Below are 13,576 nucleotides of genomic sequence, written 5' to 3'. Positions count from 1 at the left end.
TTTATCGTTTTATTCAACTTGTTCGTCTTCCATACTAACAATACGACCTTCTCTTTGCCCAAGATCATATTTTTCATGGTATTCAGCTAACGTTGCTTTATAATCATCTCCATCGATCGCATATACCTTAGAATCATGGATATGAATATCAGTGTCTTTTTCACGAATCTTAATCAACGCTACCATACTACTTGCACAGTGTGTGGCAATACGGTTTAAGCTATTTAATAAATCATTAAATACAGTTCCTTCTTCCAATCCGCAATTTCCTTGTGACAAACGTTCAACGTGACGTAATTTCATTTCATCACAAAGTCCACGAATCACAATACCTAATGGTGAAACACGTCTTGCTAAATTCAAATCATCATCTAGATAGGCATGGTACGTCATATTCATAGATTCACGAACGGCTTCCATAACTAAATTTAACTCATCCATAGCCGCTTCTGACATTTCCATACGGTTTTCATTAAGACTCTTTGACATTTCCGCAATATCTGCCGCATGATCACCAATTCTTTCAAAGTCACTAATTGTGTGAAGATATAAAGAGGCTTGACGAGTTTGTTCTGTATTTAATGCTTGCTTTGTCAGTAACATCAAATAAGATCCTAAACGCGCTTCATATTTATCAATCAAAATTTCTTTACGGTGAACCTTTTCATATTTTTCAGGTCTAAATTCATTGATCAAGTTCATAGAACGATTCACGTTATTACGAACCTTTTTAGCCATACCATTCATAACACGATGACATTGTGCAATGGCTAAGGCAGGATAAGGAATCAAACGTTCTTCTAATAAGTCAAAGTCTGCTTGTTCTGCCAAATCTTCTGGACTGTCCTTAATCAAACGCATCAACAATTTTTCAATTTGAGGAATGAACCAGAATAATGCCAATACATTTCCACAACGAATCACTGTATTCATTAATGCGATATTCACTGGAGACATCACCTTATTTACAAAATCATAATGCATAAATACATTCGATCCATAGAATAAGATTGACCAGATAATCATACCAAATAAGTCATTGATCAAATACTCTAATGCCGTACGTTTACCATTCTTGTTTGCACTTAATGCCGAAATCAATACGGGACATGCAGCACCGATACCAATACCTAAGTTAATTGGGAAGGCTGCGGCAAATGTCAATGAACCAGTCATAGATAATGCTTGTAAAATACCAATGGCAGCACTTGCACTTTGTAAAACCGCCGTAAAACAAATACCAACCAAAATACCCATAACTGGATTAGAGAACATTGTAAGCATACTAATGAATGTTTCGTTTGTTCTTAAAGGTGAAACGGCACCACTCATCTGTTGCATACCTGTCATTAAAATCGCAAATCCAAGCATGATATTTCCAACATTTTTATGCGTTGTACGTTTTCCAAATGTTTTTAAACAAATACCGATAAACGCAAATAAAGTCGTAATTGTTGCAGTTGAGAATAAGCTTGCGATTCCATTGGATCCACCAACATACGATAAACACAAAATCCATCCGGTAATACTTGTACCAATATTGGCCCCCATAATAATACCGATTGCTTGTCTTAGTTTCATCATACCTGAGTTAACAAAACCAATGACCATTACTGTCGTAGCACTACTAGATTGTATAACTGAAGTAACACCTGCACCAAGAGCAACACCTTTTAGGCTTGTGTTTGTCATTTTGTATAAGAATGCTTCTAACTTATTTCCGGCTACACTTTTTAGTCCATCCCCCATTAGAGACATACCGAACAAAAATAACGCAATGCCTCCTAGTAATGATAAGACCATTGTAACTATTTCCATCTTGAACTCCTTTATAAAATGAATATTTTCAATTTTTAACACAATACACACATCATATTGCGACGTCTTTATTATGCAATAAAAACAATGTCAAAACAATATTAAATTTGTGTTAATTTTTAGTTAAATGTATATATTTTTATAATTTTCAGTATTATTTTTTCATCCTATTACCAAAAAATGAAAAAAGATGACTTTAGAAACCTAAAATCATCTTTGCGACCATTTCAAAAAAGCTAATCATTTGTGTACGTAACATACCTAAAGGCGAATTTAAAACACCTGTAAAAATCAACGCAATAAATAGAAAATTCATCCATGGTGCCCCTTCAATAAATTTGTAATATTTATCATCTGGCAAGAAAGAAAATACAACCTTTGACCCATCCAACGGTGGAATTGGAATTAAGTTGAAGATTCCAAATCCAGTCGAAATCAATCCTGTATAGGATAATACAGATGAAATAAAGTTTCCGGCAGCCGTAAATATGAATTGTGGTGCAAATTTATATAATGCATAAAATAGGAACACACAAATAAAACTTAAAAGAAAATTGGCAACGGGACCTGCAAAACTTGTCCAAATAATTCCAGTTTTCGCATCTTTATAATAACGTGAATCAATCGGTACTGGTTTTGCCCATCCAAAACCAAAGAACAATAGACAAACAAGTCCAGCCCAATCAATGTGTTTAAATGGGTTTAAACTTAGCCTTCCTTCCAGTTTAGCAGTCGGATCTCCCATCCAATAAGAAACCAAGCCATGTGCTACTTCATGAATGGACATGGACAGAATAACTCCAATTGCTAAATAGATTATATCTGAAATACTAAACATTAAATCTAAAGTGCATTACATCGCCATCTTGAACGACATAATCCTTTCCTTCTAGACGTAAGCGTCCTGCTTCTTTAATAGCTAATTCACTACCAAGCTCATCAATATCATCAAAGCGATATACTTCAGCACGGATAAAGCCTTTTTTAAAGTCTGTGTGGATAACACCGGCACAATCTGGAGCCTTCATACCTTTTTTAAATGTCCATGCACGACATTCATCTTCTCCAGCTGTTAAGAATGTACATAAATCCAATACAGAGTAAGCCTTTTGAATTAATTGATCCAATCCAGAAGTTTCAACACCAAGCTCTTCCAAGAAAGCATCCTTTTCTTCTTTGTCTAATCCAGACAATTCTTCTTCCATTTGTGCACATAAGGCAACAACCTGATTATTTTGACTTTGCGCATATTCTTTAACCTGATTGTAGTATTCACATGCATCTGGATCCATAATTCCTTCATCATCTAGGTTGGCAACATAAATCATAGGTTTTGCAGTCAAAAGATTGTATCCCTTCATTAAAATTTGTTCTTCTTCATTTAATTCCAAAGAACGAGCTGGTTTTCCCTCTTCCAAAACAGATTGAAGACGATCCAACAATGCCAATTCATCTAATGATTCTTTATCCTTATTTGTCTTAGCCTTACGCTCAATCTTACTACGACGGTTTTCAATGGTTTGTAAGTCAGCTAAAGTAAGTTCTAAGTTAATGATTTCAATATCACGAATTGGATCCACACTATTTTCAACATGTGTAATATCGGGATTATCGAAGCAACGTACAACGTGACAAATCGCGTCCGTTAAACGAATGTTTGATAAGAACTGGTTTCCTAATCCTTCACCTTGACTTGCACCCTTTACTAATCCTGCAATATCTGTAAATTCAAAAGTTGTGTAGATTGTCTTTTTAGGGTTGAAAATTTCTACAAGACGATCAATACGATAATCCGGAACTTCTACAACTCCTACGTTTGGTTGGATTGTCGCAAATGGATAGTTTGCAGCTTCCACCTGTGATTTTGTGATTGCGTTAAATAAAGTTGACTTTCCAACATTAGGAAGACCAACAATTCCAGCAGTTAATGGCATATTTTAATACATCCTCTCTATTCTTCTTCGTGTCTAATTACTTTTTTTAGTTTCTTTTCAAATTTTTGTCTAGGCATCAAAACACTGGCTCCACAGCCTAAACATTTAATTCTTATATCAGCACCCATACGAATAATTTTCCATTCTTTGGACTTATGACAAGGATGCTCTTTCTTCATTTCTACAATATCATTTAATCCATATTCCATAATTATTCTCCTTGCATATGCATATAATATGCATCCAGCGTATTCGATAATAACATACAAACGGTCATTGGTCCAACCCCTTTTGGCACTGGACTTACGAAGCTTGCCTTTTTGGCTACAGAGTCAAAATCACAATCTCCTACAAGCTTTCCTTCTACACGATTGATACCTACATCGATCACAACAGCTCCTTCTTTTACCCAGTTCTCATTAACCATTTTCGCAACTCCCATCGCTACAATTAATATATCTGCTTGCGAAGCAATTTCCTCAATATTTGGTGTTTTAGAATGGACAATTGTGACTGTCGCATTGCGATTTTGAAGCAATAACGCAACAGGTTTTCCAACTAAATTACTTCTTCCACACACAACAGCCCGCTTACCAGAAAGGTCTTTATATCCAATCGAATCTAGCATAGCCATAACTCCTTGTGGTGTACAAGGAATAAAGCCAGGACGATTTGTCAATAAGCATCCGGCATTCATTGGGTGTAATCCATCCACATCCTTTTGTGGATCAATCAATTCAAGTGCTGCCGTCTCATCTAAATGCTCAGGCAAAGGCATTTGAACTAAGATTCCATCCACTTCAGGATCCAAGTTTAAGCTTGTAATCACATCACTCAATTCTTTTTGAGATACATTTTCATCTAGATGAATCGTTTTTTGAAGCATCCCAATCGATGAACATGCTTTTTCTTTTCCACGAACATAAGACATACTTGCAGGATTATTTCCCACAAGAACTACACTTAATAAAGGTAGTCTTGTCCCTTCAGCTTGAATATCATCAATTTTTTGTTTCATTGACCCCTTCATTCTGTCGGCAAGCGTATTTCCGTATATAATTTCCATTAAAACAACTCCTTCGAATCTAATACAATCGTCACAGGACCATCATTTAACAATTCTATCTTCATATCTGCCCCAAATATTCCAGTTTCTATATGAATACCTTGATCTTTAATTTTTTGATTAAATTGATCATAGAGTGAAGTCGCCAAATCTGGTTTCCCTGCATTAGTAAAGCTTGGGCGATTTCCCTTTTTACAATCCGCATATAAGGTAAATTGTGATATAGATAAAATACTTCCTTTTACATCCTGGATGGATTTATTCATTTTTCCATTTTCATCTTCGAAAATACGTAAAAATAATATTTTATGAATCATTTTATCAATGATTTCATCTGTATCCTCATTATTAAAACCAACAAATATACAATATCCATAATCAATTTGACCCGTAATCAAACCGTCTACTATACATTTTGCATTTTTCGCTCTTTGAATAACAACTCTCATGCTTTTTTCTCCAACACACAAACACTTAAACTAACGATTCCTTCTTCATTTCCTACAAAGCCTAGTTTTTCTCCGCGCGTAGCCTTGATAGAAATGTCGACAATATCACAATGTAAAACATTCGCAATATTTGTTCGCATAGCCATAATATGTGGTGCCATTTTAGGTCTTTCTGCTAAAATTGTCGCATCCACATTTCCAATCTGATATCCCATTTCATCCATCATATCATAGATATGACCTAATAATACTAAACTATTTGCCCCTTTATATTTAGGATCTGTATCCGGAAAATGCTTTCCTAAATCACCTAAGGCAAGAGCTCCTAAAATACTTTCTCCAATCGCATGTGCTAATACATCCGCATCAGAATGTCCTAACAAGCCTTTTGTGTGTTCAATTTCAACACCACCTAGAATCAATTTGCGTCCCTCTACAAGCTGATGGATATCAACTGCTTGTCCAATACGTATGTTATGCATAAATCACCTTAGAAGTTCTTTGAGCGCGTTTATCTGGTTCTTCCTCGCGATAGCCTAAAATACAATGTCCAATCCCTTCATAGGATTCTGGCAAGCCCCAAGTTTTTTTCATCTCTTTACCTTCTGGAGTTTCAAAAACTTCTTTTGCACGGTGAATCCAACATGAATCAACCCCTAACGCATTGGCAGCATTCATTAAATTCCCCATTGCCAGAGCTCCATCATATAAATAGGTTGGAGCATTTGTATCCGCAAAAACAATAATTAAGCTCTTTGCCCCATAAAATGGATCCGATGATGAATTCATTGCATCTGCATTCATTTTAGAAAGTCGTGCGACTAATTCTTCATCTTCCACTACTACAAAGGCATAGATTTGGCGATTCATTCCACTTGGTGCAAATTGTCCGGCACGAACAATTTTTTCCATCAAATCATGACTCACCTTTGTGTTATTATATTTTCTAATACTTCTTCTTTCGATCAGATTTTTATAAGCTTCATTCATAAATTTTGCCTCCAAAACTACTATGTATTATACACTAAAAAAAAAGCCTGGCAAAGCCAAGCTTATAGTTTCAAATTATCTGTTAACACGGATGTATTGAGGTGAAGCTAAATATTGTGAAGTTGCACTGGCAATTACAGTTTTACCATCATAGTTTCCATGAACTGCTTGTCCGTTACCAATGTAGATTGCGATGTGATCCACACCACGTCCACCATTGTTGTAATAGATCAAGTCACCTTCTGCAGGACTATCTGTGTAATATCCGTATTGACCACAATATTGATCTGGCCATAATTGGTAAGCATCACTTACACCAGCATTAGCCAATGCTTGTTGTACTACTTGTGTACACCATAAACCATCAGTTACACCAACTAATTTTTGTGCCTCAGCAGAGATTCTCTGACCTAAAGTTGTAGCTGTAGGTGTTGTAGTTTGCTCAGGTGCTGGAGTCTCAGTCTGTTCTGGAGCAGGTGTTACAGTTTGCTCAGGTGCTGGAGTTACAGTTTGTTCTGGAGCAGGTGTTACAGTTTGCTCAGGAGCTGGAGTTACAGTTTGTTCTGGAGCAGGTGTTACAGTTTGCTCAGGATCTGGAGTCTCAGTCTGTTCTGGAGCAGGTGTTACAGTTTGCTCAGGAGCTGGAGTTTCAGTTTGTTCTGGAGCAGGTGTTTCTGCTGGAGCTTCTGTTGTATCTGCAGGAGCTTCTGTTGTTTCAGCTGGAGTTTCGACAACTTCTGCTGCTTTTTCTTCCACTACTTCTTTTACTGCTTCTTGACTAGCTGTAGCTACTGTTTCTTTCACTTTCCCTGTAATGTTACTTGAAACGCTAGCTGTAGTTGCCTTTTCAGTCTTTGAAGAATTAACTGTTCCATTTTCTGAAAAATAATATGATTTTCCTTCGATTTCTTGCCATCCTTTAGCTACAGTTTTATCTTCATTCACGTAACGATCACCGTGCCATCCTGGTTCTTCCTTAGCTGCAACAACTGTTGCTACAACAGGGAATGCAGATGCTACACAAAGAATCGCCGCGACTTTTTTACCATTATTTTCTACAAAGTTCATTATATTCTACCCCCTATTAAAAATAGTTCATGATTAGTTTACCACGAAACAAACTCACAAACAACCCTAAATTTTATTTTCGGTTAGATTTAACTAAAAATAAAAGGCCTCAAAGAGGCCTGATTTATCATCAACTATTTAGTTTTTTCAATGATTTCTGTGAAGCTATCTTCTTTTAAACTAGCACCACCAATTAACGCACCATCGATATCTGGTTGAGCCATATATTCAACGATGTTGTTAGGTTTAACACTTCCACCATATTGGATACGTACTTTTTCAGCAGCTTCTTCACCATACATAACCTTAACTTGGTCACGTACAATTTTACAGCAGTTTTCAGCGATTTCTACAGAAGCAGATTTTCCTGTTCCGATAGCCCAGATTGGTTCGTAGGCAATAACCATTTCACCAACACATTTTGGACATAAATCAGCTAAAGAACCAGCCAATTCTTCACGAATTACTTTTTCTGAGTTTCCTGCATCGTAATCAGCTTCAGTTTCACCAACACATAAGATTGGAGTGATTCCAGCTTTAATTAAACGTTTTGCTTTTTTGTTAACTGTTTCATCAGTATCACCAAACATTTCACGACGTTCAGAGTGACCGATAATGCAGTATTTAACTCCCATTTCCTCTAACATAGGAACACTAACTTCACCAGTGAAAGCGCCATTGTCTTCAAAGTGGCAGTTTTCAGCAGCTACAACTAAGTTTTTAGCGTGATCCAATGCAGTTCTTAAATCAGTAAATGGACATCCAATTCCATAAGTAGCATTTTCGCTAGCAGCAACACCATCAACAGCTTCAAAGAAAGCTTTTGTTTCAGCGTTGTTTTTATTCATTTTCCAGTTTCCAACGATAATAGGTTTTCTCATTTTAAATACATCTCCTTATTACTTTTCGCTGATAATAGCGATACCAGGTAATGTTTTACCTTCCATATATTCCAAACTAGCTCCACCACCAGTTGAAACGTGAGAGAACTTGTCTGCATATCCTAATTGTTTTGCAGCAGCAGCAGAATCTCCACCACCGATTACTGTAATAGCATCTGGTAATTCAGAGATTGCTTTACATACTTCTTCAGTACCTTTAGCGAATTTAGGCATTTCGAATACACCCATAGGTCCATTCCATACTACTGTTTTAGCACCTGCTATAGTTTCTTTGAACAATTCAACTGATTTAGGACCAATATCTAATCCCATCCATCCATCAGGAATTTGTCCAGCGTCTGCAACAGAAGTGTTAGCTTCTTCACTGAAAGCATCAGCGATTACGTTATCTACAGGAAGAACTAATTTGTCTCCAGCTTTTTCTAAATATTCCTTAGCTAAATCTAATTTGTCATCTTCAACTAATGAAGTACCGATTGAACCACCAACAGCTTTAGAGAATGTATAAGCCATTCCACCACCGATGATAACTTTATCAGCTTTTTTCAACAAGTTGTCAACAACATCGATTTTACTAGATACTTTAGATCCACCGATGATAGCTACGAATGGGTGAGCTGGTTCATCAACAGCTTTTCCTAACATTGTAACTTCTTTTTCTACTAAGAATCCTAATCCATTTTCTTTAATATTTGTAGGGATACCTACAGTAGAAGCGTGAGCACGGTGAACAGATCCGAATGCATCTTCAACGAATACTTCACCTAAGCTAGCCCAATATGCACCTAATTCAGGATCGTTTTTGCTTTCGCCTTTTTCGTAACGAGTATTTTGCATTAACACGATTTCTCCATCAGCTAATGCATTAACAGCGTTTTCTAATTCTTCACCACGAGTTACTGGGCAGAAAGATACTTTTACTTCTGGTAACAATTCTTGTAAACGTACGGCTACGCATTCCAAGTTGTTTTTAGCCTTGTCTTCTTCAGTCTTAACTTTTCCTAAGTGAGACATCAAAATAACTTTAGCTTTGTTTTCTACTAAATATTTAATTGTAGGTAAAGCCATTACGATACGGTTATCATCAGTGATAACACCATCTTTTCTTGGCACGTTAAAATCACAACGTACGATGACCTTTTTTCCAGCTACATCAAGGTCTTTAACAGTTCTCTTTGTCATGTATATTCCTCCTACTGTCATTTTTTTTGCACATCCATTATATCACTACATAAATTGATTGACTAGTTTTTCACAAGTAAAATATTTCACAAAAAGCGCTTACATCACTTACTTGTGGTAATTACGACCATTATTGATCATAAAACCACGATAAATCTGTTCCAACATCAAGACACGCGTCATTAAATGCGTAAAAGTAAGGTCCGATAATTTCCAACGATAATTCGCTCTAGAAACTAATTTTTCACTCGGTCCTAGACTTCCCGCAATCACAAAAACAATATTTGAATACTTCATTTGCCACATATCCAAATTCTTCGCAAATGTCTCAGAATCAATCATCTTTCCATGAAGATCAAGTAATACCACAAAATCTTGATCCGATAATTTTTCTAGAACACGATTCCCCTCTTTTTCCTTAACAAGAAAAACCTCAGCTTCTCTAGAAACATGCTCATTTGCTTCATCCTTGACTTCCATTTCAGTAAACTTACAAAAAGCCGACAAACGCTTGATATATTCTTTCTCTAAAGACTGTAACGCCTTATCCTTATTCTTTCCAATCGCAATTAATTTAATCACAATACCCCTCCATCATTATTCTCTTGGATATCTTTCACAAAATAATCATACCGATCCAAAAATAATTTCATTGTTTGATAGCTAGACGTAGATTTATAATCCACTTCTTCTACCTTATCTTCATCAAATGATAAGATTTGTGCATTGGGAAAACCCAATAATATAGGTGAATGTGTCGCAATGATAAATTGACAATTTTGTTTCACACATTCCTCAATCAAGTATAATAATGCCAATTGATTCTGACAAGACAAAGCTGCCTCTGGTTCATCTAGAAAGTATAATCCATTTTTATTTGTTTGTTTCATCAATACAGAAAAGAAACTTTGACCATGTGATTGATCATGATATCTTTCAGAAAAAACACCACTATATTCCATTTCTTTTGTCGCAACATTATAAAAGCTTTCTGCGCGCAAGAAATACATCCAATCCGGTTTCCTAGAGCGCCACAAACGCATATGTTTATGCAAACTAGAATATGAATCATACGTAGAAAAATGATAGTTTTTTGTTCCACCTTCTGGATTCAATCCATTTTTAATCGCAAGAGCCTCTAATAAGGTCGATTTACCACTTCCATTTTCTCCGCAAAAGAAAGTTACGGGCTTAGTAAAGGTGAATTGATCGATACTTCGAATACTTTTAATATCGGCCACATAATCATCAATTTCATCCCACAAGATGTCAAATCCATTTATAAACATATATATCACCTAAAAAAATAGTACTCTAATCGAGTACTAAATTCCATGGTGATTCACATAATATATATAGATAAATAATCCAATCAAGATAAATCCTAATATCCAATTAAGCATTTCTTTTTACAATTCCATAATAAACTTTTGAAGTTAATACATAAATCACAATGTAGACTAGCGCAAAAGCCACAAAACACATAGCAGTTGTTCGAATATAAAGCCATGCATCACTCACAAACAGCAAATGAAGTAGCTTTTCAATCATTGGATACGCAAAGCTTATATGAATGCCTGCAACAAGTAAAGGCATAAAGAATACGGTTAATACTTGCGAGTGAATAGCCTTCTTTACATCACTTTGTTCTAGGCCCACTTTTTGCATAATTTCAAAACGATCCTTATCTTCATAGCCTTCAGTAATTTGTTTGTAGTACATAATTAGAATGGTTGCCATGATAAATAAGAAGCTTAAGAAGATTCCAATAAATAAGATTCCTGCATATAATTCAATCAAGCCTTGTTTCTGATCCGATTTATTTGTCCAAATAAAATTATTTATATTTCCATTCTGAGTTAACTTTTCAATCACCTTACGATCATTCGCATCACAATCAAATGAATAACTCGCATATATTGTACTCGCATTATCATTATATACATTCAATTGATCTTGTTGCATCGTTTCTAAAGTCTTTTCTGAATCCACAATAATATAATAATGCTCTGTCACATTCGGATTATTTTCATCCATCTTCAAGTGATCCAATTGTTTCTTTACAACATATTCTTTTCCAAATAAAGATAAAGTCTTCTCCTTAACCTTCTCTACATTAGAATATACATAAATTTCATTTGGCTTTAAAGACCCCTTAATATTTTCATAATCTTGAATATCTTTTAATGGAAGACAATAAAATTCTTGAATCTCATTTACGGCATTCATGCCCTCATTACGATAATCCGTAATCAAAGCTCCATTCTTTAAATATCCAGCATAACTTAGTTCTTTATACGCAAGAAGATTCTTTGGAACAATGCCCATACGAATTAATTCTTCACTCATTTCATCAAAATCAATATTGGCTGCATCCCCATATCCACTTCCAATAAAATCTCTTGAATATTGTGAATCCACAACACGATCAATACTTGACCACATGCTAAGGGTTGTAGACAACATCACTAAAACCATTGTTGAAAGAATACAAATATTGGCTAGTCCTACGGCATTTTGTTTCATACGATACATCATGCCAGAAATACTAATAAAGTGATTCGTCTTATAATAGTAATTCTTGTTTTTCTTCATTAATTTTAAGAAAGTGACCGAAATCGATGTAAATAATAAATAGGTTCCAATAATGACAAGTACTACAGCCACAAAAAAGACGTAGAGTGCGCTTAAAGGATTTTTAGTCGTAATTGATAAATAGTATCCAATACCTAGACAAAGAATACCAACAATGGAAAGAAACCATTTGGCCTTAGGCTCTTTTTCGCCCATATGATTGGAATGAAGTAATTCAATCGGACTTGAAATATGAATACGAATCATAGAATAGAAATAGATCAATACATAAATCAATCCAATCACAAGAGCGCATTGTCTCATGCCAAAAAAAGAAAAGTAGAAGCCGAGTACAATATCTGCACCAATCATTTTTGCGATTATTAAGAACATCGCTTTATCCAATAAAACACCTAATCCAATTCCTAAAATTAATGAAACAAGTAGAGTTATTAATGTCTCATAAAACAAGACGCGAGCTAAGTGTTTCTTTTCCATTCCCAATATAGAGAATAATGCGAATTCTTTTTGTCTTCTTTTAATTAAAAAGCTATGTGTATAGAACAAGAAGATAAACGCAAAGATTTCAATAATCACAGTGCCAAAGCCTAATAACTGCTTTATAGAAGTTCCTCCTACGATTTCATTTAAATGCGGATTATTTGCCAAAGAAACGACCATATACAACATCATTGTCGTTAAGACACTCGTTAATATATAAGGAATGATGGTGCGCGCATTCTTCTTCAAATTATCTACAGCTAAATTTAAATAGAAAGCTCTACTCATGATGAACACCACCTGTAGCTAGTAGTGTCAACGTATCACTAATACATTGATACATCTGATCTAAATTTTTATTTCCCTTATAAATTTCATGGAAGATCTTTCCATCCTTAATAAATAATACGCGAGAAGCATGGCTAGCCGCCTTTGTCGAATGAGTTACCATCACGATTGTTTGTTGATTCGCATTGATGGTTCCAAATAGATGTAAAAGTTCCTCTGTACTCTTTGAATCCAATGCTCCTGTTGGCTCATCCGCCAAAATTAGATCTGGATTTGTGATGATGGCACGAGCAACAGCTACACGCTGTTTTTGTCCCCCACTAATTTCATATGGAAACTTATCTAAAATACTCTCAATACCTAGTTGTTTTGCGATAGGTTCCAATCGTTTTTTCATTTCTGGATATTTTTTCTTACTTAAAACCAAAGGCAAGAAAATATTATCGCGATTATTAAAATTATCTAATAAGTTAAAATCTTGAAATACAAAGCCTAAATGTTCTCTTCGAAAGTTTGCAATTTCCTTTTCTGAAATATGCGTAATATCCTTACCATGTAATAAAACTTGTCCACTTGTTGGTTTATCTAAAGCCGCCAAGATATTTAATAATGTTGTCTTACCCGAACCAGACTCTCCCATAATAGCGACATATTCACCTTTATTCACACTAAAGTTTACGTTGGTCAATGCCTGTACTTGATTCTGTGTAAATCTTGTTGTATATACTTTTTTCAAATTTTTTACTTCCAATAATGCCATATTCATTACCTCCATGTACACCAAAATTCTACAAAGAATTCAAA

At 35.3% G+C, this 13,576-nt stretch carries 15 protein-coding genes; all 15 read right to left on the bottom strand.

Features of this window, described 5'->3' with window-relative positions:
* Window positions 1-9: 9 nt before the first annotated feature.
* A complete protein-coding gene (locus tag DWY01_RS03630; RefSeq protein ID WP_117993260.1) occupies window positions 10-1,818 on the bottom strand; it encodes a Na/Pi cotransporter family protein in 1,809 nt (602 codons plus the stop codon).
* Window positions 1,819-2,014: 196 nt separating this feature from the next.
* Window positions 2,015-2,656 (bottom strand): site-2 protease family protein, encoded by a 642-nt coding sequence (locus DWY01_RS03625; protein WP_117993258.1) that lies wholly within the window; start codon window positions 2,654-2,656, stop codon window positions 2,015-2,017.
* Complete coding sequence (gene ychF, locus DWY01_RS03620; RefSeq protein WP_117993255.1) at window positions 2,649-3,752, bottom strand: redox-regulated ATPase YchF; 1,104 nt, start codon at window positions 3,750-3,752, stop codon at window positions 2,649-2,651. Before ychF ends, DWY01_RS03625 begins: the two co-directional genes overlap by 8 nt.
* Before the next feature lie 17 nt (window positions 3,753-3,769).
* Window positions 3,770-3,961 (bottom strand): DUF951 domain-containing protein, encoded by a 192-nt coding sequence (locus DWY01_RS03615; RefSeq protein ID WP_117993253.1) that lies wholly within the window; start codon window positions 3,959-3,961, stop codon window positions 3,770-3,772.
* A gap of 2 nt (window positions 3,962-3,963) precedes the next feature.
* On the bottom strand, window positions 3,964-4,818 hold the full coding sequence (gene folD, locus DWY01_RS03610; protein ID WP_117993251.1) for a bifunctional methylenetetrahydrofolate dehydrogenase/methenyltetrahydrofolate cyclohydrolase FolD: 855 nt from the start codon (window positions 4,816-4,818) through the stop codon (window positions 3,964-3,966).
* Complete coding sequence (gene dtd, locus DWY01_RS03605; RefSeq protein WP_117993248.1) at window positions 4,818-5,267, bottom strand: D-aminoacyl-tRNA deacylase; 450 nt, start codon at window positions 5,265-5,267, stop codon at window positions 4,818-4,820. Before dtd ends, folD begins: the two co-directional genes overlap by 1 nt.
* The gene (gene ispF, locus DWY01_RS03600) at window positions 5,264-5,740 is read right to left on the bottom strand and encodes a 2-C-methyl-D-erythritol 2,4-cyclodiphosphate synthase (protein ID WP_305775248.1); all 477 of its coding nucleotides are present in this window, start codon (window positions 5,738-5,740) and stop codon (window positions 5,264-5,266) included. Before ispF ends, dtd begins: the two co-directional genes overlap by 4 nt.
* A 1-nt stretch (window position 5,741) precedes the next feature.
* Window positions 5,742-6,257: a nitroreductase gene (locus tag DWY01_RS03595; RefSeq protein ID WP_117993243.1), complete on the bottom strand. Its 516-nt coding sequence runs from the start codon at window positions 6,255-6,257 to the stop codon at window positions 5,742-5,744.
* A gap of 75 nt (window positions 6,258-6,332) precedes the next feature.
* Complete coding sequence (locus DWY01_RS03590) at window positions 6,333-7,325, bottom strand: NlpC/P60 family protein (RefSeq protein ID WP_117993241.1); 993 nt, start codon at window positions 7,323-7,325, stop codon at window positions 6,333-6,335.
* A gap of 134 nt (window positions 7,326-7,459) precedes the next feature.
* The gene (tpiA, locus tag DWY01_RS03585; protein ID WP_117993238.1) at window positions 7,460-8,206 is read right to left on the bottom strand and encodes a triose-phosphate isomerase; all 747 of its coding nucleotides are present in this window, start codon (window positions 8,204-8,206) and stop codon (window positions 7,460-7,462) included.
* A gap of 18 nt (window positions 8,207-8,224) precedes the next feature.
* A complete protein-coding gene (gene pgk, locus DWY01_RS03580; protein WP_305775247.1) occupies window positions 8,225-9,415 on the bottom strand; it encodes a phosphoglycerate kinase in 1,191 nt (396 codons plus the stop codon).
* A gap of 102 nt (window positions 9,416-9,517) precedes the next feature.
* Window positions 9,518-9,991 carry a 23S rRNA (pseudouridine(1915)-N(3))-methyltransferase RlmH gene (locus DWY01_RS03575; RefSeq protein WP_117993234.1) on the bottom strand — a complete coding sequence of 158 codons (474 nt, stop codon included), beginning with the start codon at window positions 9,989-9,991 and terminating at the stop codon, window positions 9,518-9,520.
* Window positions 9,988-10,698 carry an AAA family ATPase gene (locus DWY01_RS03570; RefSeq protein ID WP_117993232.1) on the bottom strand — a complete coding sequence of 237 codons (711 nt, stop codon included), beginning with the start codon at window positions 10,696-10,698 and terminating at the stop codon, window positions 9,988-9,990. The genes DWY01_RS03575 and DWY01_RS03570 overlap by 4 nt, the downstream gene beginning before the upstream one ends.
* 106 nt (window positions 10,699-10,804) lie before the next feature.
* Window positions 10,805-12,772, bottom strand: coding sequence for an ABC transporter permease (locus DWY01_RS03565; protein ID WP_117993229.1), 1,968 nt, complete (start codon window positions 12,770-12,772; stop codon window positions 10,805-10,807).
* Window positions 12,765-13,532: an ABC transporter ATP-binding protein gene (locus DWY01_RS03560; protein WP_117993227.1), complete on the bottom strand. Its 768-nt coding sequence runs from the start codon at window positions 13,530-13,532 to the stop codon at window positions 12,765-12,767. The genes DWY01_RS03565 and DWY01_RS03560 overlap by 8 nt, the downstream gene beginning before the upstream one ends.
* Window positions 13,533-13,576 lie beyond the last annotated feature (44 nt).

This window comes from Eubacterium sp. AF22-8LB (assembly GCF_003458715.1).
In the GTDB taxonomy this organism is placed as follows: Bacteria; Bacillota_I; Bacilli_A; order Erysipelotrichales; family Erysipelotrichaceae; genus Holdemanella.
The sequence above is the reverse complement of the archived record's forward strand: the minus strand, read 5'-3'. Positions and strand labels throughout refer to the sequence as shown.

What these genes read in the sequence shown, in the direction of transcription:
- DWY01_RS03625 (WP_117993258.1), bottom strand. Translation starts at nt 2,656, where the DNA reads ATGTTTAGTATTTCAGATATAATCTATTTAGCAATTGGAGTTATTCTG.
- DWY01_RS03590 (WP_117993241.1), bottom strand. Translation starts at nt 7,325, where the DNA reads ATGAACTTTGTAGAAAATAATGGTAAAAAAGTCGCGGCGATTCTTTGT.
- DWY01_RS03565 (WP_117993229.1), bottom strand. Translation starts at nt 12,772, where the DNA reads ATGAGTAGAGCTTTCTATTTAAATTTAGCTGTAGATAATTTGAAGAAG.
- ychF (WP_117993255.1), bottom strand. Translation starts at nt 3,752, where the DNA reads ATGCCATTAACTGCTGGAATTGTTGGTCTTCCTAATGTTGGAAAGTCA.
- DWY01_RS03560 (WP_117993227.1), bottom strand. Translation starts at nt 13,532, where the DNA reads ATGGCATTATTGGAAGTAAAAAATTTGAAAAAAGTATATACAACAAGA.
- folD (WP_117993251.1), bottom strand. Translation starts at nt 4,818, where the DNA reads ATGGAAATTATATACGGAAATACGCTTGCCGACAGAATGAAGGGGTCA.
- dtd (WP_117993248.1), bottom strand. Translation starts at nt 5,267, where the DNA reads ATGAGAGTTGTTATTCAAAGAGCGAAAAATGCAAAATGTATAGTAGAC.
- DWY01_RS03595 (WP_117993243.1), bottom strand. Translation starts at nt 6,257, where the DNA reads ATGAATGAAGCTTATAAAAATCTGATCGAAAGAAGAAGTATTAGAAAA.
- tpiA (WP_117993238.1), bottom strand. Translation starts at nt 8,206, where the DNA reads ATGAGAAAACCTATTATCGTTGGAAACTGGAAAATGAATAAAAACAAC.
- DWY01_RS03630 (WP_117993260.1), bottom strand. Translation starts at nt 1,818, where the DNA reads ATGGAAATAGTTACAATGGTCTTATCATTACTAGGAGGCATTGCGTTA.
- DWY01_RS03570 (WP_117993232.1), bottom strand. Translation starts at nt 10,698, where the DNA reads ATGTTTATAAATGGATTTGACATCTTGTGGGATGAAATTGATGATTAT.
- DWY01_RS03615 (WP_117993253.1), bottom strand. Translation starts at nt 3,961, where the DNA reads ATGGAATATGGATTAAATGATATTGTAGAAATGAAGAAAGAGCATCCT.